The 25817-nt window shown below is 73.2% G+C and carries 19 protein-coding genes and 2 pseudogenes; 3 read left to right on the forward strand and 18 right to left on the reverse strand.

Translation table 11 applies throughout. The features are described from left to right. Positions 1 to 389: 389 nt before the first annotated feature. The 9 genes from NBX02_RS16430 to argC all read right to left on the reverse strand — a co-directional run bounded on the left by NBX02_RS16430 (position 390) and on the right by argC (position 11184). Entirely contained in the window at positions 390 to 1337 is a 948-nt protein-coding gene (locus NBX02_RS16430) for a DNA-3-methyladenine glycosylase (RefSeq protein WP_250292071.1), read from the reverse strand. Then, entirely contained in the window at positions 1319 to 2710 is a 1392-nt protein-coding gene (gene argH / locus NBX02_RS16435; protein WP_250283367.1) for an argininosuccinate lyase, read from the reverse strand. Before argH ends, NBX02_RS16430 begins: the two co-directional genes overlap by 19 nt. A gap of 164 nt (positions 2711 to 2874) precedes the next feature. Then, positions 2875 to 4077, reverse strand: a complete 1203-nt coding sequence (locus NBX02_RS16440; protein WP_250283337.1) for an argininosuccinate synthase — start codon at positions 4075 to 4077, stop codon at positions 2875 to 2877. A 445-nt stretch (positions 4078 to 4522) separates the two neighbouring features. Further along, positions 4523 to 5098: an arginine repressor gene (gene argR / locus NBX02_RS16445; protein WP_250283369.1), complete on the reverse strand. Its 576-nt coding sequence runs from the start codon at positions 5096 to 5098 to the stop codon at positions 4523 to 4525. Between the two features lie 167 nt (positions 5099 to 5265). Continuing rightward, positions 5266 to 6300, reverse strand: a complete 1035-nt coding sequence (gene argF / locus NBX02_RS16450) for an ornithine carbamoyltransferase (protein ID WP_250283339.1) — start codon at positions 6298 to 6300, stop codon at positions 5266 to 5268. A 118-nt stretch (positions 6301 to 6418) separates the two neighbouring features. Continuing rightward, positions 6419 to 7675 carry an acetylornithine transaminase gene (locus NBX02_RS16455; protein ID WP_250283340.1) on the reverse strand — a complete coding sequence of 419 codons (1257 nt, stop codon included), beginning with the start codon at positions 7673 to 7675 and terminating at the stop codon, positions 6419 to 6421. Next, the gene (gene argB, locus NBX02_RS16460; RefSeq protein ID WP_250292073.1) at positions 7672 to 8733 is read right to left on the reverse strand and encodes an acetylglutamate kinase; all 1062 of its coding nucleotides are present in this window, start codon (positions 8731 to 8733) and stop codon (positions 7672 to 7674) included. Before argB ends, NBX02_RS16455 begins: the two co-directional genes overlap by 4 nt. Further along, positions 8730 to 9881, reverse strand: a complete 1152-nt coding sequence (gene argJ / locus NBX02_RS16465) for a bifunctional glutamate N-acetyltransferase/amino-acid acetyltransferase ArgJ (protein WP_250283344.1) — start codon at positions 9879 to 9881, stop codon at positions 8730 to 8732. The genes argB and argJ overlap by 4 nt, the downstream gene beginning before the upstream one ends. Positions 9882 to 10134: 253 nt before the next feature. After that, positions 10135 to 11184, reverse strand: coding sequence for an N-acetyl-gamma-glutamyl-phosphate reductase (argC, locus tag NBX02_RS16470; protein WP_250283371.1), 1050 nt, complete (start codon positions 11182 to 11184; stop codon positions 10135 to 10137). A 406-nt stretch (positions 11185 to 11590) separates the two neighbouring features. Here argC and NBX02_RS16475 point away from each other — a divergent pair, with 406 nt between their 5' ends. The 3 genes and pseudogenes from NBX02_RS16475 to NBX02_RS23285 form a co-directional block, all read left to right on the forward strand. Next, positions 11591 to 12763 carry an RCC1-like domain-containing protein gene (locus tag NBX02_RS16475; RefSeq protein WP_445548478.1) on the forward strand — a complete coding sequence of 391 codons (1173 nt, stop codon included), beginning with the start codon at positions 11591 to 11593 and terminating at the stop codon, positions 12761 to 12763. A 550-nt stretch (positions 12764 to 13313) separates the two neighbouring features. Then, positions 13314 to 14249 (forward strand): TIGR04222 domain-containing membrane protein, encoded by a 936-nt coding sequence (locus NBX02_RS16480; RefSeq protein WP_250292075.1) that lies wholly within the window; start codon positions 13314 to 13316, stop codon positions 14247 to 14249. Then, a pseudogene (locus NBX02_RS23285) lies at positions 14246 to 14995 on the forward strand (DUF692 domain-containing protein); the annotation flags it as partial. The gene NBX02_RS16480 and the pseudogene NBX02_RS23285, both read left to right, overlap by 4 nt. 1032 nt (positions 14996 to 16027) lie before the next feature. Here NBX02_RS23285 and NBX02_RS16490 read toward each other — a convergent pair. The 9 genes and pseudogenes from NBX02_RS16490 to NBX02_RS16530 all read right to left on the reverse strand — a co-directional run. Beyond that, positions 16028 to 18709 (reverse strand): phenylalanine--tRNA ligase subunit beta, encoded by a 2682-nt coding sequence (locus NBX02_RS16490; RefSeq protein WP_250292077.1) that lies wholly within the window; start codon positions 18707 to 18709, stop codon positions 16028 to 16030. Between the two features lie 2 nt (positions 18710 to 18711). Next, positions 18712 to 19785 (reverse strand): phenylalanine--tRNA ligase subunit alpha, encoded by a 1074-nt coding sequence (pheS, locus tag NBX02_RS16495; RefSeq protein WP_250283373.1) that lies wholly within the window; start codon positions 19783 to 19785, stop codon positions 18712 to 18714. Positions 19786 to 20488: 703 nt separating this feature from the next. Continuing rightward, entirely contained in the window at positions 20489 to 21664 is a 1176-nt protein-coding gene (locus NBX02_RS16500; protein ID WP_445548479.1) for an ATP-binding protein, read from the reverse strand. Beyond that, a complete protein-coding gene (locus NBX02_RS16505; protein ID WP_250283355.1) occupies positions 21661 to 22497 on the reverse strand; it encodes a TrmH family RNA methyltransferase in 837 nt (278 codons plus the stop codon). The genes NBX02_RS16500 and NBX02_RS16505 overlap by 4 nt, the downstream gene beginning before the upstream one ends. A gap of 50 nt (positions 22498 to 22547) precedes the next feature. Beyond that, the gene (rplT, locus tag NBX02_RS16510; RefSeq protein WP_250283357.1) at positions 22548 to 22931 is read right to left on the reverse strand and encodes a 50S ribosomal protein L20; all 384 of its coding nucleotides are present in this window, start codon (positions 22929 to 22931) and stop codon (positions 22548 to 22550) included. A gap of 374 nt (positions 22932 to 23305) precedes the next feature. After that, positions 23306 to 23500: a 50S ribosomal protein L35 gene (gene rpmI / locus NBX02_RS16515; protein WP_250283359.1), complete on the reverse strand. Its 195-nt coding sequence runs from the start codon at positions 23498 to 23500 to the stop codon at positions 23306 to 23308. Between the two features lie 95 nt (positions 23501 to 23595). Beyond that, positions 23596 to 24102: a translation initiation factor IF-3 gene (gene infC / locus NBX02_RS16520; protein ID WP_250292079.1), complete on the reverse strand. Its 507-nt coding sequence runs from the start codon at positions 24100 to 24102 to the stop codon at positions 23596 to 23598. Positions 24103 to 24605: 503 nt separating this feature from the next. Next, positions 24606 to 25028 (reverse strand): SseB family protein, encoded by a 423-nt coding sequence (locus NBX02_RS16525; protein WP_250283363.1) that lies wholly within the window; start codon positions 25026 to 25028, stop codon positions 24606 to 24608. Between the two features lie 207 nt (positions 25029 to 25235). Further along, positions 25236 to 25817 (reverse strand): annotated as a pseudogene (locus tag NBX02_RS16530) (ParA family protein); the annotation flags it as partial.

The following is a 25817-nucleotide window of genomic DNA, read 5'->3' on the forward strand; positions in this document are numbered from 1 at the left end:
TGTTCACCCTGGGATATCTTTCGATATCCTTCCGGGACAACTTCTCGAATTTACTGAAGGAATCTCGTTGAGTCAAACCGCCCCGGATCATCCGGTGGCCGCCTCGACGACTCCCCCGAACACTCACAGTGAGTGTCGGGCCGGGGATGGGGGCCATCCGAGTGGTGAATCTGGTTCGGATGTCTCCCGGCTTTCCGCCGGCAGAGAGAACATTACGGATGGCCAACGGGATCGTCAAACGCCAGAGGCTTTTTGATCTGTGATGTACATCACAGCTCCTGGATGTCGCCTTGACGCACCCGTCTGGTATGCGAGTATCGCTGGCTGCCACCGCACAGGTCGGCCGTACGGCCGCAAGGACGGCCACCGTCCAGGGTGGGGACCCACCGTCACCGCCGCGGCCCGCCGAAGAACACGGTCGGGACAGCGGCGACGGTAGGGACAGCGGCAGACGAGGACGACGACGCTGGCAGTGGAGACGGCGCTGGCGACGAGGGCGGCGCTGGCAGTGGAGACGGCGCTGGCAGGGACGGCTGCGACGGGGATATGGGCGGCGCCGGCCTCCGCTGGCCACGCCGCGGGCCGCTGACCGACGCATCCCCGGCGATCCACAACCGCCATGGCCGGTCCTGGGCGGTCCTGATCCCGATCCGGGGCCCGCGGGCGACCCGGGCCTCGTCGATCCAGGGGCCGGCGCTGAGCACGAGTGCTCCTCCCCCGGGTGCACCCCCGCCCGTGGACGCCCTGGGCAGGCCGGGCAGCACGCACGGCACGGCACGCCCGCCGGGACCGCCAGGGCCGCCGGCATCAGGAGCACCGGGAATGTCGGAGGGGCTGGGTACAACGGAGGAAACGCCGCGGAGATCAGGAGCGCCAGGGACGCTGGGGACGCTGGGGACGAGGTCGGCGCCGTTGAGGGAGCCGTCGACGGCCAGCGCCCGGGCGAGCCTTCCCGGGCCCCGGGCCAGCTCCGCCCGGCGCAGGTGCGTACGGCCGCGCACGGCGTCCGCCGCCCCCTCGACCACCTCACCCGCACGCAGCAGGACAGCGGCCGCCGCGCCGGGCGGCCCGCACACGATGTTCACGCACCAGTGCATCCCGTACACGAAGTAGACGTACAGGTGCCCGGGCGGCCCGAACATCACCGCGCACCGCGGGGTCGGGCCGCGGAACGCGTGCGAGGCGGGATCGTCCCGGCCGCCGTAGGCCTCGACCTCGGTCAGCCGGACGACGACCCCGCCTCGGCACAGCCGGACGCCCAGCAGGTCGCGGGCGACGTCCAGCGGCGGCCGCGCGTAGAAGCGCCGGTCCGCGACGCTCAGACGCCTCCCGCCCACTCGCGGTCCCCGCGCAGGCGTTCGGTGACCGCGGCCAGCTGCTCGCGCACCCGGGCCGGTGCCGTCCCGCCCGGGGCCGACCGGGCCTCCAGCGCGCCCTGGACGGACAGCACCGAGCGCACGCCCGGGGTCAGCCGGGGATTGATGGCCGCCAGCTGCTCGGCGCCGACATCCTCGAGGCCGACATCGTGCGCCACGCACCAGGCCACCAGCTGCCCGACCGCCTCGTGCGCCTCCCGGAAGGGCACCCCGCCGCGGACGAGGTGTTCGGCCACATCCGTGGCCAGCGCGAACCCGTCCGGGGCTGCCTCGGCGAGGCGCTGACGGCGCACCCGCATCGTGGCCACCGTCCCGGCGGTCGCCGGCAACACCAGCAGGAGGGTGTCGACCGCGTCGAACACCGGCTCCTTGTCCTCCTGCAGGTCGCGGTCGTAGGCCAGCGGGAGCCCCTTGAGCGTGGTGAGCAGCCCGGTGAGCGCCCCGATCAGACGGCCGGACTTGCCCCGAGCGAGCTCGGCGACGTCCGGGTTCTTCTTCTGCGGCATGAGCGAGCTGCCGGTGGCGAAGGCGTCGTCCAGTTCGACCCAGCCGAACTCGCGGCTGGTCCACAGGACGATCTCCTCGCCGAGCCGGGACAGGTGCACGCCGATCAGCGCGGCCGCGAACAGGAACTCCGCGGCGAAGTCACGGTCGGAGACGGCGTCGATGGAGTTCTCGAACGCCGAGTCGAAACCCAGTTCGACAGCGACGCCGTGCGGATCCAGCGGCAGCGAGGAGCCGGCCAACGCCCCCGCCCCGAGGCTGGACACGGCGGCGCGGCGGTCCCAGTCCCGCAGCCGGTCGACGTCCCGGGCGAACGCGTGGACGTGCGCCAGCAGCTGGTGGGCGAACGAGATCGGCTGGGCGTGCTGGAGGTGGGTCATCCCGGGGGCGGGGGTGTCCACGTGCGCCGCCGCCTGGTCGACGATGGCCTGCTGGAGCTCGATCAGGCGGGCGGCCACCTGGCGGGCATGATCCCGCAGGTACATCCGCAGGTCGGTGGCGACCTGGTCGTTGCGGCTGCGCCCGGCGCGCAGCTTGCCCCCCAGCGCGCCGAGGCGTTCGAGCAGCCCCCGCTCCAGCGCGGTGTGCACGTCCTCGTCGTCCACGGTCGGGCGGAAGCCGCCGGTACGCACCGCCTCCGACAGGTCGTCGAGCGCGGCCAGGATGGCGGCCAGCTCGCCGTCGTCGAGCAGGCCGGCGCGGTGCAGCACCCGGGCGTGGGCGCCGGAGGCCCGCAGGTCGTAGGGGGCCAGCCGCCAGTCGAACTGGACGCTGACCGACAGGCGGGCCAGCGCCTGCGCCGGGCCGCCGGCGAAACGCCCACCCCACAACCTCGTCGGCGACGAGGACGGGGACCCGGATCCGGATGCCGACGAGGCGGGCCCTGCCGGCTCGGGCCCCGGCCGGGACACGGTCGGCTCGGTCGCCGGCTGGGACGCGCCTGGCTCGGGCACGGCCGGCTCGGAGGCCGTCGGTGGCTGGGATGCCGACACGCTCACCGCGACAGCCGCTGTTCCCGGGCGGCCCACACCTTGCTCGGCAGGCCCCACAGGTCGATGAAGCCGCGGGCGTCGCGCTGGTCGAACTGGTCGCCGGCGTCGTAGGTCGCCAGCGCGTGGTCGTACAGGCTCGCATCGCTGCGCCGTCCCACCACCTGGGCGACCCCGCCGGCGAGCCGGATCCGCACGTCGCCGCTGACCCGGACGCTGGCGTTGTCGACGAACGCGTCCAGCGCGGCCCGCAACGGCGAGTACCACAGGCCGTCGTAGACCAGCTCGGCCCAGCGCTGGTCCACCCCGCGCTTGAACCGGGCGAGGTCACGCTCGAGGGTGAGGTCCTCCAGGTCACGGTGGGCGGTCAGCAGGGTGATCGCCGCCGGGCACTCGTATATCTCCCGGCTCTTGATCCCCACCAGCCGGTCCTCGATCAGGTCGATCCGCCCGACGCCCTGCGCGCCCGCGCGGGTGTTCAGCTCCGCGACCAGCTCCGGCAGCGGCAGTGCGCGGCCGTCGAGGGAGACCGGGAGGCCATCGGCGAAACCGATCGTCACCTCGTCCGGGTCCCGCGCGAGCGTCGGGTCGGCGGTGTAGACGAAGACGTCCTCCGGCGGCTGTGCCCACGGATCCTCGAGCACGCCACACTCGGCGGTGCGTCCCCACAGGTTCTGGTCGATGGAGTAGGGGGAACGTGCCGTCACGTCGATGGGCAGGCCGCGTTCGTCGGCGAAGGCGATCGCCTTGTCCCGGGTCATCCCGGAGTCGCGTACCGGCGCCAGCACCTTCAGCTCCGGTGCCAGTGCCATCACGCCGACCTCGAAACGCACCTGGTCGTTGCCCTTGCCGGTGCAGCCGTGGGCGATGGCCCCGGCGCCGAAGGTGTGCGCCGCCTCCACCAGGTGGCGGACGATCACCGGCCGTGACAGCGACGAGATCAGCGGATAGCGGTCCATGTACAGGGCGTTCGCCCGGATGGCGGGGGCGACGAAGGAGCGGGCGAACTCCTCCCGCGCGTCGACCACGACCGACTCCACCGCCCCGCAGGTCAGGGCACGCTGCCGGATCGCCTCGAGATCCTCACCGCCCTGGCCGACGTCGACGGCCAGGGCCACGACCTCCGCACCGGTCTCGGCGCCGATCCACCCGATGGCCACGGACGTGTCCAGACCACCCGAATATGCCAGTACCACGCGGTCAGTCACCGCTGATCAACCTTTCCTCTCTGCGTTTTCCGTGTTCCCGGGGTGTGCTCCCGGGGTGTGCTCCCGGGGTGTGCTCCCGAGCGGTTGTGCAGTTGTGCCGCCAGGCGCCGGTGCGCCCGTCAGGCGTTGTGCCCAGCTCCGGCAGCTCCGGCAACGGCTGCCGCCGGGGCCGGTGTCGTCCGGGCCCGTAGCTGGAGCACCGGTGGGTGGTCCCCGTCCTGTTCCGGCCGGGAGAGCTCTTCGGTCGGGAAAGGTGGGTACGGAAACGGCTACCGCGACGACCGTCCGTCCCTCACTTTCATGATTTCACGCTTCGGCGAAGCTCGATCACGGGCCATTGATCGATTGTGGAACGCCTCCGAGCTGTCTGACCAACACCCCCGCCGGTCAGGCGGCTGAAGAACGGCCGGCCGTCGTGGCTGAGCGCGCCCGGCCAACCGGCCGGTCAGCCGCCCGGGGCGGAGCCGGGGCCGACCAGGCCGACGAAGGCGTCGCTGGTGCGGCCCTCAGCCAGGCCGAGCAGCCGGGCGGCCAGCTCGGGACCGGTGGGAACGGCACCGGCGGCAGGCGGGCCGCCGGCGGCCACCTGAGCTGACCGGCACACCACCAGCACCGTGTCGTCGCCGGCGATGGTGCCCATGACCTCCGGCAGCGACGCGCGGTCCAGGGCCGAGGCGAACAGCTGCGCGGCACCCGGCGGGGTCCGCAGGACCACCAGGTCGCCGTTGGCCTCGGCCGAGACCAGCAGCTCCTCGCAGAGCCGGCCCAGCGGCAGCCGCACCGACTCGGCCGGCGCCAGGTTGACGTCGACGGCGTAGACGAGCCCGCCCTGCGGGCTGCGCACCTTGGTCGCGCCGAGATCCTCCAGGTCGCGTGACAGCGTCGCCTGCGTGACCTGGACGCCTTCGGCCGCCAGCAGCCGGGCCAGCTCCATCTGCGAACGCACCGGCTGCCGGGCGATCAGGGCGGCGAGCCTGACCTGGCGGGCGTGCTTGGTCAGCGGCACGGCCGCGTGCCGCACCGCCGTGGGCGGCTGCGCCGCCACGATGCTCTCGGGCCCCCGCGCCCCGGCCGTCCGGGCTGCCGCGGTGGCTTCCGCCACCTGGATGGCGGCGGTGGCCCCGGCCACCTGGGCGGCGGTGGCCCCGGCCACCTGGGTGGTCGCGGTGGCATGACCCCGGCGGCCCGTCATGGCGTGCTCTGCCCGGTCAGCGCGGTGGGGAACGGGTGCGCCGCCGCGTCACCCGCCCGGCCGGCGGCCTGGTCGGGCTCGTCCAGCAGGGACGGATCCAGGAGGAAGGACAGGAGTGCCTTCTGCGCGTGCAGCCGGTTCTCGGCCTGGTCGAAGACGACCGAGCGGGGGCCGTCGATCACGGAACCGGCGATTTCCAGATCGCGGTGCGCCGGCAGGCAGTGCATGACGATCACGTCGTCATCGGCCGCCTCGACCGCCTTCTCGTCCAGCTGGTACGGCTGGAAGACCAGCGACCGGCTCTCGCCCTGGTCGTCCTGGCCCATCGACGCCCAGACATCGGTGTAGAGCACGTCCGCGCCGGCGGCGGCCACCAGCGGGTCGTGGGTCACCACGATCTCCCCGCCGGTGCTGGCGGCGATCTCGCTGGCCTGCCGGACCACCTGCTCGAACGGCTCGTACCCGGGTGGGGAGGCGACCCGCACCCGCATCCCGGCCAGTGCGCCGGCGAGGACCAGCGAGTGCGCGACGTTGTTCCCGTCCCCGAGATAGGCCAGGGTCAGGCCGGCCAGGGCGCCTTTCCGCTCCCGGATCGTCTGCAGGTCGGCGAGCGCCTGGCACGGGTGGGCATGGTCGGACAGCGCGTTGACCACCGGCACCGACGCGGCCGCGGCCAGCCGCTCCAGCCGCTCCTGCGCGAACGTCCGTATGACGATCATGTCGACGTACCGGCTGAAGACGGTGGCCGTGTCCTCGATGGACTCGCCCCGGCCGAGCTGGGTGCTCGCCGCGTCCACCACCACCGGGTGCCCCCCGAGCTCGGCCACGGCGACGTCGAAGGACAGCCTGGTCCGGGTGGAGGGCTTCTCGAACAGCAGGACCACCGACCGGCCGGCGAGCGGCCCGGGCCCGCCGCTGCCCGAACGGTCGCCTGTGCGGCGGGCCGCCTTCAGCCGGTCCGCCGCGTCCAGGATGGCGGTCTGTTCGGCCGGTGTCAGGTCGGTGTCGAGGAGGAAGTGCCGGATCGTCATGAGACGGCGTCCAGGGCGGACATGGCGGGGAGCGCCGGCGGGCGCGGGGCCGTATCCCCGGCATGCCGCTTCGCGACACGCCGGGTTCCCGCGCGCGGGACGCTGTCGGGGTGCACCGTCATGCGCTGACCTTAGAACGTCCGCTGGTGGACCGTGACGGCCCGGCGGCCGCACCGCCACCGGTGCCGTCCGCGCCGGCGGAGGTCACGGCCTGGTCGGCGATGGCCGGCAGCGCGGCGACGAACTCGTCGGCATCCGCGGCCGAGAGCACCAGCGGCGGGGCCAGCCGGACCGCGTCCGCGCTCACCGCGTTGACCAGGAAGCCCGCCTGCCGGGCCGCGGTCTCGAAGGCGGCGGCGAACGGCGCGTCGAGCTCGATCGCCAGCCACAGCCCACGGCCGCGGACCCCGGTCACGCCCGCGGCGCCGGCGCCGCGGATCCCGTCGGCGAGCCGGCCCCCCACCCGCACCGCGTTGTCGATCAGACCGTCCCGCTCGATGGTGTCCAGCACGGCGAGCGCGGCGGCGCAGACGACCGGCCCCCCGCCGAAGGTGCTGCCGTGCTCACCGGGACGCAGCAGCTTCCCCGCCGGGCCGAAGCCGACGCAGGCCCCGATCGGCAGGCCGCCCCCGAGCCCCTTGGCGAGGGTGACGACGTCCGGGACGACGCCCTCGACCTGGTGCAGGAACCAGGCGCCGGCCCGGCCGATACCGCTTTGCACCTCGTCCAGGACGAGCAGCGCGCCGGCGCGGTCGCAGATCTCGCGGGCCGCCTTCAGGTAGCCCGCCGGCGGCGCGACCACGCCGCCCTCACCCAGCGTCGGTTCCAGGAACACCGCGGCGGTGCGCTCGCCGACCGCGTCCGCCAGCGCCGCGGCGTCGCCGTAGGGGACGAAACGCGCGCCGGGCAGCAGCGGCTCGAACGGCGCCCGTTTGGACGGCTGGCCGGTAATCGACAGGGCGCCCAGGGTCCGCCCGTGGAACGAGCCCTCGGCCGCGACGATCTCTTCGCGGCCCGTCCGCCGGGAGATCTTGATGGCGGCCTCGTTGGCCTCCGCCCCGGAGTTGCAGAAGAACACCCGGCCGTCGGCGCCGCCGAGCAGCCCCAGCAGGCGCTCGGCCAGGACGATCTGCCGCTCGTTCACGTACAGGTTGGACACGTGGCCCAGGCGGCCGATCTGGTCGCGGACGGCCTCCTGCACGGCCGGGTGGCAGTGCCCGAGGACGCTCACGGCCACCCCGGCGATCAGGTCCAGGTACGCGCGCCCGTCGGCGTCCCACACCCTGGTCCCCGCCCCGCGCTCGAGCGCGATCGGCGGCCGGCCGTAGGCCGTCATGATCACAGCGTCCCGGCGGTTGAGCAGATCGTCGTTCACAGGGCTCCTCCCGTGGCGGGGTCTGTTCCTACGGCAGAGGTTTCTGTTCCTACGGCAGGGGTTGCTGTCCCCGCGGCAGGGGTTGGCGTGCTCGGATCCGCGGCGCGGCGGGCGGGCGGCGCGGGAGCGGCCACCGCCGGGGCGGCGTCCGGTGTGATCAGGGTGCCGATGCCGTCGTCGGTGAAGACCTCCAGCAGGACGGCGTGCGCCACCCGGCCGTCGAGGACGTGCGCCTGCGGGACACCGCCGTGCACCGCCCGCAGGCACGCCTCCATCTTCGGGATCATGCCACTGGCCAGTGTGGGCAGCAGGTCCGCCAGCTCACCGGCGGTCAGCTCGCTGATCACCTCGTCACTGTGTGGCCAGTCCGCGTACAGCCCCTCAACGTCGGTGAGGATGACCAGCTTCGCCGCGCCGAGCGCGGCGGCGAGCGCCGCGGCGGCGGTGTCGGCGTTGACGTTGTACACCCCGCCGTCGATCCCGCGGGCCACCGTGGCGACCACCGGGACCTTGCCGGAGCCGAGCAGGGCGGTCACCGTCTCGGGGGCGACCTCGACAACGTCGCCGACCAGGCCGATGTCGATCTCCTCGCCGTCCACGACCGCCAGGCGCCGCCGGGCGGTGAACAGGTTGGCGTCCTCGCCGGAGAGGCCGACGGCGAACGGGCCGTGGTGGTTGACCAGCCCGACGACGTCCCGGTTGACCTGGCCGACCAGGACCATCCGGACGATCTCCATCGTCTCCGGGGTGGTCACCCGCAGCCCGCCGGCGAACACCGACTCGACTCCCAGCCGGTCGAGATGCGCGGTGATCTGCGGCCCGCCGCCGTGGACGACGACCACCCGCAGACCCGCGTAGCGCAGAAAGACCACGTCGGCGGCGAACGCCTCGCGCAGCGCCGGGTCCTTCATCGCGTGCCCGCCATATTTGATCACGATGGTGGCGCCGTGGAAGCGCGACAGCCAGGGCAGCGCCTCGATGAGCACCTGGGTCTTGGCCAGGGCGGCATGGCCCCGCGCGAGCGTCGCCGGCCGGCCCAGGGCGGGTACGGCGCTCACGTCGAGTACGCCGAGTTCTCGTAGACGTAACCGTCGGTGAGGTCGTTCGTCAGGACCGTCAGTTCGCTGCCGCCGGCGTGCAGGTCGATGCGGATGGCGACCTCCCGGCCGGTCAGGTCGACGAGCTCGCGCGGCTCGCCCGGGGCACCGTCGCGGCACACCCACACCCCGTTGATCGCGACGTCGACGGCGTCGGGCTCGAACGCGGCACGGGTGGTCCCCACCGCGGCGAGCACCCGGCCCCAGTTCGGGTCGTTGCCATAGAGCGCGCACTTGAGCAGGTTGCACCGCGCCACCGCCCGGCCGACCTCGAGGGCGTCGTCCTCACCGGCCGCGCCGGTGACGGTGACCGCGATCGTCTTGGTCGAGCCCTCGGCGTCGGCGACCAGCTGCCCGGCCAGGTCGGCGCAGGTGCCGGTCACCAGCCCGCCGAGCGTCCCGGCGTCGACACGCACCCCGGACGCGCCGCTGGCCAGCAGCAGCACGGTGTCGTTGGTGGACATGCAGCCGTCGGAGTCCACCCGCTCGAAGGTGGTGCGGCAGGCGTCCCGCAGCACCTGGTCGGCGGTCGGCGGGTCGACGACCGCGTCCGTGGTCACCACCACCAGCATCGTGGCGAGCGCCGGCGCGAGCATGGCGGCGCCCTTGGCCATCCCGCCTACCGTGACCCCCGCCGCCGCGCGCACCGCCTGCTTGCTGACGGTGTCGGTGGTGCGGATCGCCTCGGCGGCGGCGGCGCCACCGGTCGCCGCCGCCTCGGTGACCGCCTTGGCCACGCCGGGCAGCAGCAGGTCCATGGGCAGGCGTATCCCGATCAGCCCGGTCGAGCAGACGGCGACCTCACCGGCACCCAGCCCGAGCAGGGCCGCGGTGTGCTCGGCGGTGTGGTGGGTGTCGGCGAAGCCGGCCGGGCCCGTGCAGGCGTTGGCGCCGCCGGAGTTCAGCACGACCGCCCGCAGCCGGCCGTCCACGAGCACCTGCCGGGACCACCGCACCGGCGCGGCCTGCACCCGGTTGCGGGTGAACACGCCCGCGGCCGTGTCGAGGGGGCCGTCGTTGACGACGAGGGCGACGTCCGGACGGCCGGAGGGCTTGAGCCCGGCCGCCACGCCCGCGGCCCGGAAACCGGCCGGCGCCGTGACACTCACGATCCGATCCTCACGATCATGCCTCCTGCCCGCCGATGATTATGCGGTGCCGCTGGACGGCCGTGACTCGCCCGTGGACGACTGCCATCCGTTTTCGGCGAGCCGTCCGCTTCTGCGCTACCGCCTGCTTTCCCATGGCTGTCACCTGCCCGGCCGTCTCCTGCCCGCAGGCGGATTCCTGTTCCTGCCCACGGACGGATGCCCGCCCGCAGGCAGGTCTCCGCCCGTGGGTGAGCGTCGGCGGTGGGGCTGGTCACGGGGCCACCCCCTGTGCGGTCAGTCCCGTTGTCTCCGGCAGGCCGAGCATGAGGTTCGCGCACTGCAGTGCCTGGCCCGCGGCCCCCTTGCACAGGTTGTCGAGGGCGGCGACGACCACCGCCCGTCCCGCCTGCTCGTCCGCCATGACCTGCAGGTGGACGGCGTTGCCGCCGAGAGCCGCCGAGGTGTGGGGCCAGCGGCCCGGCGGCAGGACCCGCACGAACGGCTCGTCCGCGTAGGCCGCGAGCAGCGCGCCGCGCAGGGCGTCCGTGGTCACCTCGGCGCCTTTTCCGGTGCCTTCTCCGCGGAGGCGGGCGGTGCAGGTGGCGAGGATGCCGCGCGGCATGGGCGCGAGCACCGTGGTGAACGACATCGACACGGGCGTGTCGACCAGCCCGCCGAGGGCCTGGAGGATCTCCGGGCGGTGCTGGTGGCTGCCGACCTTGTAGGCGGTCAGGTCGCCCATGACCTCGCTGCCGAGCAGGTTCGCCTTGGGTGAGCGGCCGGCGCCCGAGGTGCCGCTGGCCGCCACGACGACGACGTCCTCGGTCTCGACCAGCCCCGCGGCCAGCAGCGGGGCGAGGGCGAGGGTGACCGCGGTCGGATAGCAGCCGGGGGCCGCCACCCGGTCACTGGTCCGGATCGCCTCCCGTGCCGCTGGCAGCTCCGGCATCCCGTATGTCCACGCGCCCGCGTGCTCGCCGCCGTAGGCCCGGCGCCAGGCCTCGGCGTCGACGAGCCGGTGGTCGGCACCCAGGTCGACGACGCGGGCGCCGGCCGGCAGCGTCGCCGCCACCGCGGCGGACGCGCCGTGCGGGAGCGCGAGAAAGACGATGTCGGCGTCGGCCCCGGCAAGGGCCGACGTGTCGACGAAGACCCGGCCCTCGAGGCCGGGCAGGTGCGGGTGGATCTCGGTGACGTCGCGCCCGGCCGACGAGCCCGCCGCCAGCGGGCCGATCTCGAGCTCCGGATGCCCGAGCAGCAGGCGCAGCAGCTCCCCGCCCGCGTACCCACTGGCCCCGGCCACCGCCGCTGTCATCCCCATGACTGAAAACTTATACATAGCATTTCATGAACATGCAATACCTTGCCGTGGGAAGTTGCGGCGCGGCGTTTCCTCAGCTCCTCCCGGCACCCGCCGGGCCGCCAGACCCCGCACCCCGTCGGGCGACGCCGGGTCGCCCGCCGGACCAGGACGGGCCCTGCGCCAGCCGCCCCGGGGCCCGAGCCCCGACACGACCACCAGGAGCGCGTCCGAGCAGACACACAACAACACAAACATGCTGGCGTGCGAACACGTAGCGACACACAATGACACGCAGCCATATGAACACTCGGAGTAATTTTCTTGCTACCCTCCGCGATGTTTGGGTGTAGATGACGACACCCACCGGTTCTGAGGAGCAGAGATGTCTCGTCGACGATGGCGGATCGGAATATGGGCGGCGGCAGTGACGGCCACAGTCGGGGCGGTGGCCCTGCCGGCGGCGGCTGTTGCCTCCCCGGGAGTGTCGGGCACGACCCCCGGCTGGGACATCCGGCTGCGTAGCGGCATAGTGCAGGCCTGGGGCCGCAATGACTTCGGGCAGCTGGGCAACGGCACCACCACCAACAGCCCGGTACCCGTCCAGGTCTCCGGCCTCACCGGCGTCACCGCCGTCGCGGGCGGAGGGAACAGCGGGTACGCGCTGCGCCGGAACGGCACCGTCTGGGCCTGGGGACTGAACAGCTCCGGGCAGCTGGGCAACGGCACCACCACCAACAGCCCGCTACCCGTCCAGGTCTCCGGCCTCACCGACGTCACCGCCATCACCGGCGGTGAGGCCACGGGGTACGCGCTGCGCCGGAACGGCACCGTCTGGGCCTGGGGACTGAACAGCTCCGGGCAGCTGGGCAACGGCACCACCACCAACAGCCCGCTACCCGTCCAGGTCTCCGGCCTCACCGACGTCACCGCCATCACCGCCGGCAACTTCACCGGGTACGCGCTGCGCCGGAACGGCACCGTCCGGGCCTGGGGCTACAACAACGAGGGCGAACTGGGTAACGGCACCTCCGGTCCCGGTACCAACAGCCCGGTACCCGTCCAGGTCTCCGGCCTCACCGGCGCCACCGCCATCGCCGGCGGCGGCTTCGCCGGGTACGCACTGCGGTTCGACGGCACCGTCCGGGCCTGGGGCTACAACGGCAACGGCGAACTGGGCAACGGCACCACCACCAACAGCCCGGTACCCGTCCAGGTCTCCGGCCTCACCGGCGCCACCGCCATCGCCGCCAGCGACCGCACCGGGTACGCACTGCGGTTCGACGGCACCGTCCAGGCCTGGGGTGGCAATGGCTTCGGGCAGCTGGGCAACGGCACCACCACCAACAGCCCGGTACCCGTCCAGGTCTCCGGCCTCACCGGCGTCACCGCCATCGCCGCCGGCGGCCTCACCGGGTACGCGCTGCGGTTCGACGGCACCGTCCGGGCCTGGGGACTGAACAACTTCGGCCAGCTGGGCAACGGCAGTGCGGCCTTCTACAGCCCGATACCCGTCCCGGTCTCCGGCCTCACCGGCGTCAGCGCCATCGCCGCCGGCGACTTCGCCGGGTATGCGGTGGTCGGCCGGTGGGACCGCTGACCGAACCGGATAATCAGATCACGGATACGGAGACACGAAACAGCTGACCGTCGGGGCGGCATGACACAGCCCCCACGTCCGTTGAGGCTGAGGCGACAACTTTGTCGCCTCAGCCTCTTTTTATCGCTTTATCGCTTTATCGCTTTATCGCTTCAGCCTCGACCGCACCCGGAAAGCCGGCGCCGGAGAGCAGATGCAAGACCGGGACCAGGTCCAGGTCCCCACGGCGTCGGAAGCCGGACACTCCTGACCCTGGCCGCGCCGGACGGTCGACGCTGTCAGATACCACCGGAGCAAACGGACAGCACCGGAACAGGCAGTCCGGGCCCGGCCACGGGCCTACACACAGGAGCGGGACGTTGAGAATCGGAGAGGAACGCGATATGGCGACAGCGACCGCCACATTCGCCACGCTCACCGCCGACCTCCCGGCCGGCAGGCGCGTAGTGGCACGGCGGGCAACGGCGCGGTACGCGACCACCGGGCGCGTGGCCCGGGTTCCGGCCGGACCGGTGGTCGCTGCTGGTTCGTCGTACCGGACGGGGCCACGGTGACGTTCTTCGGCGCCTACCTGGCGCTCCTGCTGATCCTGCTGATCGTCATCATCGGTGCACGGGTCGTCCTGTCGCGTTCCCATGACGTACCGCCCGTGGACCCGCGCAGCCTCCCCCTCGACGATCTCGGCTTCCTCGCCGGCGGGGCGAGGCGGGCGGTCGAGGCGGCGGTCGTCGCCCTGCATGACGAGGGCCGGGTCGCCCCGGGCAGCCGGCGCTCCGTACTCGTCGCGGCCGGCCCTCCACCGGAGGGCGGGCATCCCATCACTCGTACGGTGTATGACGTCATCGCCACGGCGGGTGAGATGCGGCTCGCCCACGTCCAGCGGGCCGTCGCGGGCAGCCCGGCCGCACAGGCCACCCGCGCCGGATTACAGGCGGCACGCCTGGTGCCGTCCGCGGAACAGGCCCGCAGGCTCCGACGGTTACGCCGAACTTTTCTGATCATGGTGGTCCTGGGTGTGGCCGGCATCCCGTTCGCCGTCGTGGCCGGTGACCTCGGTGCCTTCTTCTACCTGCCGGCGGCGTTCATGATGTCCATGGCCGCCATCGCGGTGACGATCGTCCCGCGGACCACGCACGCCGGGCGCCGGCTCCTGCGGGACGCCCGTACGCTCGCGCGGAGTCTGGGCCTGGGCGGAATTCCCGGGCAGCGTGGGGTCGCCGTGGCGCTGTTCGGCCCGGTCGTGCTGTGGCGGACCGACCCCCTGCTCGCCCGGCAGCTCGGCCTGCCGTTCGTCGCCACCTCCTCCGGGAGTTCGCACAGCTCCTCCTCGGACGGCGGGTCCTCCTCGGACAGTGGGTCGTCGTGTGGCGGTAGCTCCTCCTGCGGTGGTGGCGGTAGCGGATGCGGCGGCGGAGGGGGATGCGGTGGCGGCGGCAGCGGGTGTGGCGGCGGCGGAGGATGCGGTGGCGGCGGATGCGGCGGATGATCATTTCTGGACGGGCCAGCGGCACGTTGCCGCGAGGGCTGGGGATCGGCTGGCGGCCGGAACTCGCCGCGTTCATCACCGAACGGAAGGATCTGGGGTTCGTCGAAGTAATAGCCGAGACCCTGCACACCCACGGCCCACTGCCAGCCGGCCTCGACGAGCTGGTCGAACGTGGCATGCCGGTGGTGCCGCACGGCGTCGGCCTCGGGCTCGGCGGCACCGAACCGCTCCAGCCGGCACGAGTGGCGCACCTGGCCGCCGTCGCCGAACGGGTGCGAGCACCCCTGGTGAGCGAACATGTCGCCTTCGTACGGGCCGGCGGCCTCGAAGCCGGCCACCTGCTGCCGGTCCCACGCACCCGCGAGGCCATGGACGTGCTGGCCGCGAACGTGCGGGCGCTGTCCGCCGAGCTTGCGGTACCACTCGCTCTGGAGCATCCGGCCGCTCTGCTGCGCTGGCCCGAGGCGGACTTCGACGAGGCCGGCTTCCTCACCGAGCTGGCCGAGCGCACCGGCGCGCTGCTCCTGCTCGACCTCGCCAACCTGCGCGCCGACCAGATCAACCACGGGGTCGACCCACACCGCTTCCTTGACGCGCTGCCGTGGGAGCGCGTCGCCTACATCCATGTGGCCGGTGGGACGGTACGCGGCGGGCTCTACCACGACACCCACACCCACCCCGTCACCCGTGAGGTCCTCGACCTGATACATGCGGTAGCCGACCGCTGGGCAGACCGGAACCCACCCCCGCCGGACCCGGCCCGGAACCCGGAGCTGGGACCACAGTCGCAGCCACAGCCGCAGAAAACGAACGAGCACCATGTTGATCATTCGGGATATTCCGGATGCTCCGACCGGCACAACCGTTCCAGCCACGCGGCCACGGGCTTCGGCAGAATACCGGCGATCATGCTTGAACGCGACGGCCGCTACCCGTCCGTGTGGGAGCTCACCGGCGAGCTGAACACCATTGCCGCCGCGGCCGGCCACAATTCCGGACCGAACGCAAATACCAGCCCAAGCAGAAACACCAGGCCGGCCAGAAATGTCAGCCTGGTCGGCAATACCAGACCAGCCGGAAACAGCAGACCGGACGGCGGGACAGAACCGGGCAGGAATACCCGCACAGGTGGCAGCCCCAGCCCAGACGGCATCGATGCCAGGCCAGACAGCGGTGCCGAGCGGGACGGTGATACCCGGGACGGTGGTACTGCGGGTGGGCTGCGGCAGACACAGGGCGAGCTCGTCCGTGCGCTGGTTGGCGGTGGGCCGGCCCCCGCCGGATTCGGCCACGGGCGGGTCGCGTCGACCAGGGCCGCGCTGCTGCGCAAACGCGCGGACGCGGCCGCCCGGGCCTGGCCGGCGCTGTCCTGCCTGCCCGACTTCCGCGTCAGGTTCGCCGCGTTCGCGGACGGCCGCCCACCCGCCGGGGCGTACGCCGACGGGGTGGCCTTCGCCCGCGCTGTCCGGAGTGATCTCGACCGCGAGGCGCGGGCCGAGCAGCTGCTGGCAGCGCTGGCACGCCGACGGCTGGCAGTCGCCATGGACCGGCGCGGCAGCGGGCGTCCGCTCGTCGCGGTACGAGTGCCGTTCGTAGGAACCCGTGTCCTCGGCCTCGACCGCGAGGACGACTGACACCGCGGCGGCCGACACCGCGAAGACGGCCAGCACGGTGAGGGCTGCTGACCCGGCGAGGGCCCCGGCCCCGGTCGAAACGTCGAACCGGGGCCGGCCAGCTCAGGGTCGGGATCTGCCGGAACCAGGCCGGTCGAAACCAGGTCAGGTGCGTAGGACGGCGCCGGTCAGCCGGGTGGCCTCGGCGATCGCCACGTCCCGCGCCGCGTTGGCCTCCTGGGCGGTCAGCGTCCGGTCCACCGCCCGCAGCCGCAGGCCGAACGCGAGTGACCGCTTCCCCTCACCTATCTGGGATCCCTCGTAGACGTCGAAGAGGGTCAGCGCTTCCAGCAGGTCACCGGCGCCACGGCGCAACGCCTCGGTGACGCGCGCCACCGGCACGCCGGCCTCGACGACCAGCGCGATGTCACGGTCGGCCGGCGGGTAGGTGGACACTGCCGGGGCGGTGACCGGCGGGCGCGCCAACGCGATCTCGATCACCGTGTCGAGATCGAGCTCCATGGCGCAGGCCCGGGCCGGCAGCCCGTACGCCGCGATCACGCGCGGGTGCAGTTCCCCGGCGTACCCGACCACCTGGCCGTCCGCCGACAGGCGCGCGCACCGGCCCGGATGCCACGGGGTCAGCGCGTCCGCCGTCACGGTCAGGTCCACACCGGTGGCCGCCGCGACGGTGTGCGCCGCGTCGATGGCGTCCTGCCAGGTCGCCGGCTGTCCCGGGCCCCACCAGCCGGCCGGCTCGCGACGGCCGGTCAGGACGACGGCCACCAGCCTGGGCTGTTCGGGCAGGACAGCGTTGAGCGCGGCGATCTCGGCGTCGTCGGGCCGGCGGTCGACCGCCGGAGTCGGCGGGGTGGCGGCCGTGGCCGTGGCGCGGAAGACCAGGCCGGTCTCGAACAGGGCCAGGTCGGCCTGCCCCCGGCCGATGTTGCGGATGGCCGCGGCGAACAGCCCCGGCAGCAGGGTGGTGCGCAGGTTGGCGGCGTCCTCGGCGATCGGGTTGGCGATCCGGACCACCGCCGCCCGGGTGTCGTCGCTGGTGAGCCCGAGCCGGTCCGGGGTGTCGTCCCCGACGAACGGGACGGTCAGGACCTCCACGTAGCCCTGGTGGGCGAGGGCGGTACCGACCGCCCGGCGTATCCGCTGGCCCCGGGTGAGGCCGCGGCCCGCGGGCAGCCGCGGGAGGGTCACCGGGATCGTGTCGTACCCCTCCAGGCGGATGACCTCCTCGACCAGGTCGGCGGGCCGGGTCAGGTCGGGACGCCAGGACGGCGGGACGACCAGCAACGCGCCGTCACCGACACTGTCGCCGTCGGCCCCGGCGGGGGCAACGGCGTCGGCAATGGCCTCGGTGCCATCGCCGACACCATCACCGGTGCCGGCACCGGTGATGGTGTCGGCGACCGCGCAGCCGACCTCGGCCAGCCGCCGACGGACGATCTCCGCCGGATAGGGACGCCCACCCAGACGGGCCGTCTCGGCCAACGGGAAGGTGATGAGACGCGGCGCCGGACGGTGATCGATGTCGGTCACCCCGGCCTCGGCGGTGGCGCCGGCGAGCTCGGTGAGCAGGCGCAGAGCGGCGTGGGCCGCCGCCGGCGCGAGCGCCGGGTCGACGCCGCGCTCGAACCGGCGGGACGCCTCGGACCCGAGCTGGTGGCGCCGGGCCGTGCGGGCCACCGCGACCGGGTCGAAGTGGGCCGCCTCGATGAGGATCTCGGTGGTGTCGGCGGAGATCTCGGTGGAGGCACCGCCCATGACCCCGGCGAGCGCCACCGGCCCGGAGCCGTCGGCGATGACCAGGTCCTCCGGGTCGAGTTCACGCTTGACGCCGTCGAGGGTGACCAGCCGCTCCCCCTCGCGGGCGCGGCGCACCACGATCGGCCCGGACAGTTTCGCCCGGTCGAAGGCGTGCAGCGGCTGCCCCAGTCCCAGCATGATCAGGTTCGTGACGTCGACCGGTACCGAGATGGGCCGCATGCCCGACAGGGCGAGCCGCCGGGCCAGCCGCAGCGGTGTCACCGCGTCCGGCCGGACCCCGGTGACGACCCGGGCGACATAGCGGCTGCAGGCGGCGGTGTCCTCCACCACGACCGGATACCCTGCCGCGTCCTGTCCAGCTCCGGTCTGTCCAGCTCCGGTCTGTCCAGCTCCGGCCTGTCCGGACGCGGTTTGGCCGGACGCGGTTTGCTCCGGCACCGCGCGCTCGCGATCATCGCCGCGGCCCGCGGGCACGGGCACAGAGGCAGCCTCGGCGGGGTCGTCGAAGGGCAGCCCGAACGCGGCCGCCGCCTCCCGGGCGATCCCGCGCACGGACAGGCCGTAGCCGCGGTCCGGGGTGACGGCGATGTCCAGCACGTCGTCGGCGAGGTCCAGCAGCTCGGCGACGTCGGTCCCCACCGGGGTGTCGGGCGGCAGGACGAGGATCCCGCCATGGTCGTCGCCGATGCCCAGCTCGCTGGCCGAGCAGATCATCCCCTCGCTGAGCTGTCCGTAGGTCCTGCGGGCGGTGATGGTGAAACCACCGGGCAGCACCGCGCCGGGCAGGGCGACAGCCACCCGGTCACCGACGGCGAAGTTGAACGCGCCGCAGATCACCCCTCGGGTGGCGGCCTCAGCCACCCGGACCTGCACCCAGCGCACATCCTTCTTCTTCGTCCGGACGATTTCGATCGAGACCACCTCGCCGACGACGACGCCGGCAAGGTCATGCCCGACCGGCTCGACGGCCTCCACCTCGAAACCGGCCCGGATGAGCGCGTCGGCTACCGCCTTCGCCGGCGGCAGGGCCGGGACGGCCTCCCGCAGCCACGACATCACGATCTTCATGGTCAGTTCCCCGTCCCGAACGAGAGGCCGAAGCGGACGTCCCCGTCGACGAAGTCCCGGATCTCGTGGACGTCGTGGCGGATCATCGCGGCGCGTTCCAGGCCCATCCCGAACGCGAACCCGCTGTAGCGGGCCGGGTCGACCCCGCAGGCGACCAGCACGTTCGGGTCGACCATCCCGCAGCCCCCGACCTCGATCCAGCCCTCGTCCGAGCACACCCGGCACGGCTGGCGGGCCGGCTCGCCCCGGCAGGCGAAGCAGGCGACGTCGAGCTCGGCCGACGGCTCGGTGAACGGGAAGTAGGACGGCCGCAGCCGGGTGGCCAGCCCCGAGCCGAACAGCGCCTGGGCGAAGACCTCCAGCGTCCCGCGCAGGTCGGCCATGGTGATGCCCTCGTCCACCGCCAGGCCCTCGAGCTGGCCGAACACCGGCGAATGCGTGGCGTCGACCGCGTCGTTACGGTACGTCCGCCCCGGGCAGACCACGTACACCGGCAGCGGACGGGACAGCAGGGTGCGGATCTGCACCGGTGAGGTGTGCGTGCGCAGCAGCAGCCCGCTGCCCACCGGGTCGACGTAGAGGGTGTCGTGCGAGCTGCGGGCCGGATGGTCCGGGCCGAGGTTCAGCGCCTCGAAGTTGAACCAGTCGTGCTCGGCTTCCGGCCCCTCGGCCACCTCGTAGCCCATCGCCACGAACACGTCCACCAGATGGTCGGACAGGGCGGACAGCGGATGGCGGGCCCCGAGCGGCCGGCGGGTGCCGGGCAGGGTGACGTCGACGCGCTCCTCGACGAGGACGCGGGCGTCCCGCTCGGCGGTCAGCTCGGCCAGCCGGGCCTCGTAGGCCGCGCGGATCGCCGCGGTGGCGGCGTTGTGCCGGCGGCCGGCCTCGGCCCGTTCGGGCGGGGGCAGTGCGCCGAGCGCGCGGCGGGCGAGCGCCAGGGGTGCGCCCCGGCCGTCGAGGTGCAGGGTCCGCAGCGCGGCGAGCTCGTCGAGGTCGCCCGCGGTGGCGATCGCGGCGGACGCCTGGAGGCGCACCTGCTCGAGGCGGTCGGGGCCGAGCGCGCCGGGATCCACCGACGCCGGGTCGCCACGCTGCGAGCTGGGACGCTGCGAGCCGGGACGTGGATCGGGACGGTCCGGCTCCGTACGCTCCGAGGCAGCACGGTCCGGAACAGCGCTGTTCGAGGCAGCACTGCCTGGTTCGGGACGGTCCGCGCTCGGACGTACCGGACCGGCGTGCTCCGGACCGGTACGTCTGGAGCTGGGGTCGCCGCCGGCGCTCGCTGCCGAGGGGTCGGGCACGTCCGACCGGTGCGGGTCGGCGCTCTGTGTGGACGGGGGCACGCTGGTCATCCTCGTTGATGGTGTTGCTCGTCGATGGCGGTTGTCCGCCGGCGGTGTGTTCTGCGTCTGTGTCTATGTCAGGTGTGTCTATGTCAGGTGTGCCTGTGTCACGTATGTCCGTGTCACGTCTGTTGTGTCCGGGTCCGGGGCTGCCGGTGGTGCCGGTTGGGGCCCGCACCGGTTCCCCGCCACGGTATGGGAAGTCCGCACGCGGCGGGCAGGCCGCCAGCCTGATCCAGGTTTGATCCAGGCTGGTCGTCAGGCCGATGCCCCCTGGCCGGGTGGGCTCGGCACGGCCGGGGCCCCGGCCGGGGCGCCCGCCGGGTGGTTACCGCTCCTCGCGTCGGGTCGGACGACCGTCCGCCCGTATCGGGCCGTCCCCGCCGCCGGGTCTGGCAACGGACCGGACGGGCCGGCGGGCGGGCGGGGACGGTCAGGCGAAGACCGGTGCCCCGGCGGGCACCACGAATCGGAACTCCGCGCCGCCGCCGGGCGCCCGGCCGACCGTGATGCTCCCGCCGTGGGCCTCGATGAGCGCCCGGGCGATGTAGAGCCCGAGGCCGGTGCCGTTCCCGCGGGTGGCCCCGCGCCAGAACTTCGTGAAGACCCGGGAGGCGCTCGCCTCGGGCACGCCCTCGCCCTCGTCGGCCACGCTGACCTCGGCGCCGCCCGGGGTGCCGCGCATGACGATGGTGACGGTGCCGGCGCCGTGCCGCAGAGCGTTGTCCACCAGGTTGTGCAGCACCTGCTCGATCTTGTCGGAGTCGAGCCACATCTCGGGCAGCTCGCCCTCGGTGCGGACCACGAACCGGTCGTGGGTGGCCTCACCCGCCGCGATCTTGCCGTCGACGACCCGGCGCAGGGTCTGCCCGAGGTCCACGATCTGCTTGCGCATCTGGATCCGGCCGGAGTCGATCCGCGAGACGTCGAGCACCTCCGCGAGCAGCCGGGTCACCCGGTCCGCGTCGGTGTTGACGGTGTTGAGCATCAGCTTCTTCTGTTCTTCGGTGAAACGGTCCCACTTCGCCAGCAGGGTGGCGGTGAAGCCCTTGACGCTCGTCAGCGGCGAGCGCAGCTCGTGGGCGACGGTCGAGACCAGGTCGGCGCGGTTGCGTTCCATCCGCTCCCGGCTGGCCGTGTCCCGCAGGGACAGCGAGACGTGCGCCAGCTGCCCGTCCACCCGGACGTAACGAACAGTGACGTTGAGGTCGCGTTCGTCACCCGGGCGGGCCAGGGTGAGACGGCGTTCGGGCTGGCCGGTCACCCTCGGCAGGCCGCGGGTGACCCGCGAGCACTCCCACCAGTCGTTGCCCCGCTCGTCCAGCAGCGGCAGGACGTCGATGAGATGCCGGCCCGGGGCCACGGTCGCGGGCACACCGGTGATCCTGGCGGCGGCCGCGTTGAACACCTCGATCCGGCCCTCGCGGTCCAGGATCACGATTCCGTCCGGCAGGTCGTCCCAGTTCATCGGCAGCGTGGGTGGTGGCTGGGCGGTGGCGGCCTCGCGGCGGCCCACCCCGTCCGCCCGCGGGCCGGGGGCGGACAGCGCATCCCCGTCGACCTCTGGCCTGCGGGCCTGGTCGGGAGCCGACGTGACCGTGTGCGTCACAGCCGTTCACCTCCCCCGACGCCTGCCGCGCCGGATCCGAGCCTCGCCTGTGCGCGCGCTGACGCGTACAGGCAGATCGCCGTGGCCACCGCAAGATTCAGCGACTCGGCCTGACCGTACACCGGTACTCGAAGTACCGCGTCCGCGGACACTACGGTAGCGCGCGGCAAACCTCGTGCCTCGTTACCGAACAGCCATCCGGTGGGTGTGTCCAGCTCCCCCGCGTCCTGCGCGGTGTCGATGTCCCGCGGGGCGGAGGGAGTGGTCGCCACGATACGGCAACCACGTGCCCTGACCTGCCCGATGGCCTCGGCCACGCCGATGTCGGTGACGACCGGCAGGTGGAAGACGCTGCCCGCGGACGCGCGGACCGCCTTCCCGCCGAACGGGTCCACCGACGAGCCGGCGAAGACCACCGCGTCCGCGCCGGCGGCGTCCGCCGACCGCACGATCGTCCCCGCGTTGCCCGGGTCCTGGGTGTCGACGCAGATCGCCACGAGCCGGGGCGCGGCGAGGTCGGCGATGCGGTGGCGCGGCTGCTCGGCCAGGGCGACCACCCCCTGCGGGGTCACGGTCTCCGACAGGGACGCCACCGCCTCGTCCGAGACGACCCGCACCGGTACGCTCGCCGCGCCGACGAGCTCCCCGTAGCGGCCGGCCGCGGACGAGCCGACGAATATCTCCCGCAGCGCCCCGACGGCGAGCCCGGCGGCGACCGCCTGCGGTCCTTCGACCAGGAACTCTCCCCGGGCACGCCGGACCGCCGGACGGCGCAGGCGCCGCGCGGCGAGCACCCGCGCCGAACGCGGGCCAGCGGGCGGGTCCGAAGCCACCGAGGGACGCGGAACCGAGGGGCGCGGGAGAAAGCTGTCCGGCAGCCCCCTCAGGCCGCCTGGGGCTGCTGCGGGGCCGCCGACAGGGCGGCTCGCGCCACTTCGACCAGCGCGGTGAACGCCGCCGGGTCCGTCACCGCGAGGTCGGAGAGGATCTTGCGGTCCACCTCCACGCCGGCCAGGCGCAGCCCCTGGACGAACCGGTTGTAGGTCAGCCCGTTCTGCCGCGCCGCGGCGTTGATCCGAGTGATCCACAACTGGCGGAAGTCGCCCTTGCGGGCCCGCCGGTCGCGGTAGGAGTAGGTCATCGAGTGCAGGACCTGCTCCTTGGCCTTGCGGTACAGCCGGGAGCGCTGGCCCCGGTACCCGCTGGCCTGCTCCAGGACCGTCCGGCGCTTCTTCTGGGCGTTGACCGCCCGCTTGACCCTTGCCATGAGCTGGAGAACTCTCTTTCGGTCGTGGCTGTCAACACCGCAATCACGCAACACCGCATTACGCAACACCGCACGGCACCGCGTCGCGCGACAACCGGTCGCGCGGCACCGCGTCACACGGCACCTTGTCGCCCGGTGCCAGGTCACGCTGTGCCCGGTCGCGCGACGCCGCGTCGCACGGCACCGGCTGGCGCGGCTCCCGGTCGGTGGGAGCGGCCGGCCAGCGGCCGGAGACAGCATGAGCGTATTCTTCGCGCCGCCGGGGGCCCGTAGCACCTCCCCCGAAAGGGATCAGTACCTCGGACGCCTCGGCATCACCCCGAACGAGGTAAGCCGGCGGCTTACGCGTCAGGGGCCGCCGGGGGCCGGCGAGGTCAGCGTGTCAGCAGCTTCTTGATGCGTCCCTCGTCCGCCGGGCTGAGCGTCACCTCGTTGTACAGCCGCCTGGTGCGCCGGCTGGACTTGTGCTCCAGCAGATGGTTGCGGTTCGCCCGGCGGCGCACCACCTTGCCGGAACCGGTGATCCGGAACCGCTTGGCCGCACCGGTGTGGGTCTTCGTCTTGGGCATCTGAGAAGTCCTGTAATCGAGCGGTGATTGATCTCTGACTGATCTGTGACTGAGCGCGCTGGACAGTCGGGTCGTCGGCGGTCGGGCGTCGGTCGTCAGGCCCGGGCGGCCGGCTCTGGCACGCGCTGGGGCCGGGAGCCCTTGTGCGGAGCCATCACCATGGTCATGTTCCGGCCGTCCTGCTTGGGCTGGGCCTCGACATAGCCGAGATCCGCGACGTCCGTGGACAGCCGCTGCAACAGCCGGATGCCCAGCTCGGGCCGGGACTGCTCACGGCCACGGAACATGATCGTTATCTTGACCTTGTCCCCGGCCCGCAGGAACCGCACCACGTGGCCCTTCTTGGTCTCGTAGTCGTGCGGATCAATCTTCGGCCGGAGCTTCATCTCCTTGATGACCGTCTGGACCTGGTTCTTCCGAGCCTCGCGACGCTTCTGGTCGGACTCGTACTTGAACTTCCCGTAGTCCATGAGTTTGCAGACCGGCGGCCGGGCCGTCGGCGCGACCTCGACGAGGTCAAGATCGGCCTCCTGGGCGAGCCGCATCGCCTCGGCGATGGCGACAATGCCGATCTGTTCGCCTTCGGGGCCGACGAGGCGCACCTCGGGTACCCTGATCCGGTCGTTGATGCGGGACTCTACGCTGATGTGGTTCCCTCCGTGACTCGACGCGCGGGCACGACCTGCCGCTGCGGAGCCCTGCGCCCGGATGACCCGGACACCCGACCGACACGCCGTCATACAACGGCTCGGCCGACCGGCGACCCGGCCGTTGTACCGGCAACAGCATCCTGCGCCGGCAACGACATCGGGTGGGAGGCAAGCCTCCGCTTGGCCTTGTCACAGGACCGGGCCGTTGTCGGGCCCCGGTCCGGATAACAAGCGGTCGACCGACAGCGTAGCAGAACGAGCCGGATACCACGATCACCTGACCATGGGACGCCAGCCCCACCGGCCGGGCCCGTCGTCACACGAGCGTGAACCCTGTCACACGCGCACCGGCCCACCGCCACCGGCCGGGCGCCGCCCGCCGGCGCGCCCCACACGCCCCCCGATGTTCCCCGCACTCCCCTCGACGCACTCCACACGCGGTCCGCGGTACGCCCTCACATGGCCGCGAGCTGGTGCAGCAGGTCGCCGTCGATGGTGGCCATGACCGGGCCGGCGATGTCGAGCACGATGGCGCGGTGGCCCGCCCGTACCGCCTCCGCGCCGAGCAGCCGCCCCGGGACGGGCACCGGCCGGGCCGCCCGCCGCCACCGGGCCAGGGCGTCGACGCCGCTGAAGGCCGGGATCGCGGTCGCGCCGGACGGCACCCGCAACGTCACCAGGACCATCTCGGAGGTCTTCTCCGCCCCGGTGCCGCCGTCGGCTTCCACCAGGCGCGCCTCGATCGCGACGAAGACCCGCGCACCGGCCAGCGCCGCCGCCACCGCCGGTTCGTCCCCGCCGGCGAGAGCGGCCCGCAGCGCCTCGTCGGCACCGCCCTGGTCACCCTGGCCGGAGGGGGTCAGCAGCTCCCGCTTCACCGCTCGACCTTACGCATCCTCACGCATCCCCGCCCGCTCCGGGCGCGCGTCTCCCGCGCACACCCTCGGCGCATACGCACCGACACGTTCCGGACGCCACGACTCGATGCGCCACCTGCTCGCTCCTCCCCGCCGTCCTGTTGCCGCCACGGCCCGCAGGCGCCGGTGCGCGGTCACCGCGGGCGGCCTCCGGCCCCCCGGGGAAGATCAACCGGCCACGGGGTCCACCGCGGCGGCGAGCTCGCCGAAGGCGGCCCGGGTACGGCGCCGCAGGTCGGACCAGGCCGCCGCCCGGCCATCGGTCAGCACGGGGTCGAACGGGACGACGACGATGGTGTGGGCACGCTCCGCCAGCCGCGCCAGCCGGCGGCGCGCGCGGCCGGGCCACCGCGTCGGGACGGTCTCCACCACCGCGATCGTCACGGAGCCGGCCAGCTCGCCCCGGCCGGTGCCGGCGAGCGCGTCCAGCGCGCCGTCCACCGCCGACAGCGCCACCGTGCTGGCACGCACGGTCAGCACCAGGGTGTCGGCCCGGGCCAGCAGCGCCGCCGGCAGCGGACGGCTCCAGCCCGGCGGGCTGTCGAGCAGCGCCACCTCGTACCACTCCCCGACGGCGTCGAGTGCCCGGCCGACCTCCTCGACCCGGCCGGCATCCTCGGCGGGGCGCCCGCCGGCGTCCACGCCCGCCGCTCCCAGCATGACGTCGAGGCCCGCCCGCGCCGGCCCCGCCAGGCCCACCGGCCCTCCCGCGCCCGGCGGGCCCGCCGACACCACCAGGCCCGCCAGCCC

Origin of the sequence: Protofrankia sp. CiP1_Cm_nod1, from assembly GCF_920888515.1 — a bacterium.
Lineage (GTDB): Bacteria > Actinomycetota > Actinomycetes > Frankiales > Frankiaceae > Protofrankia.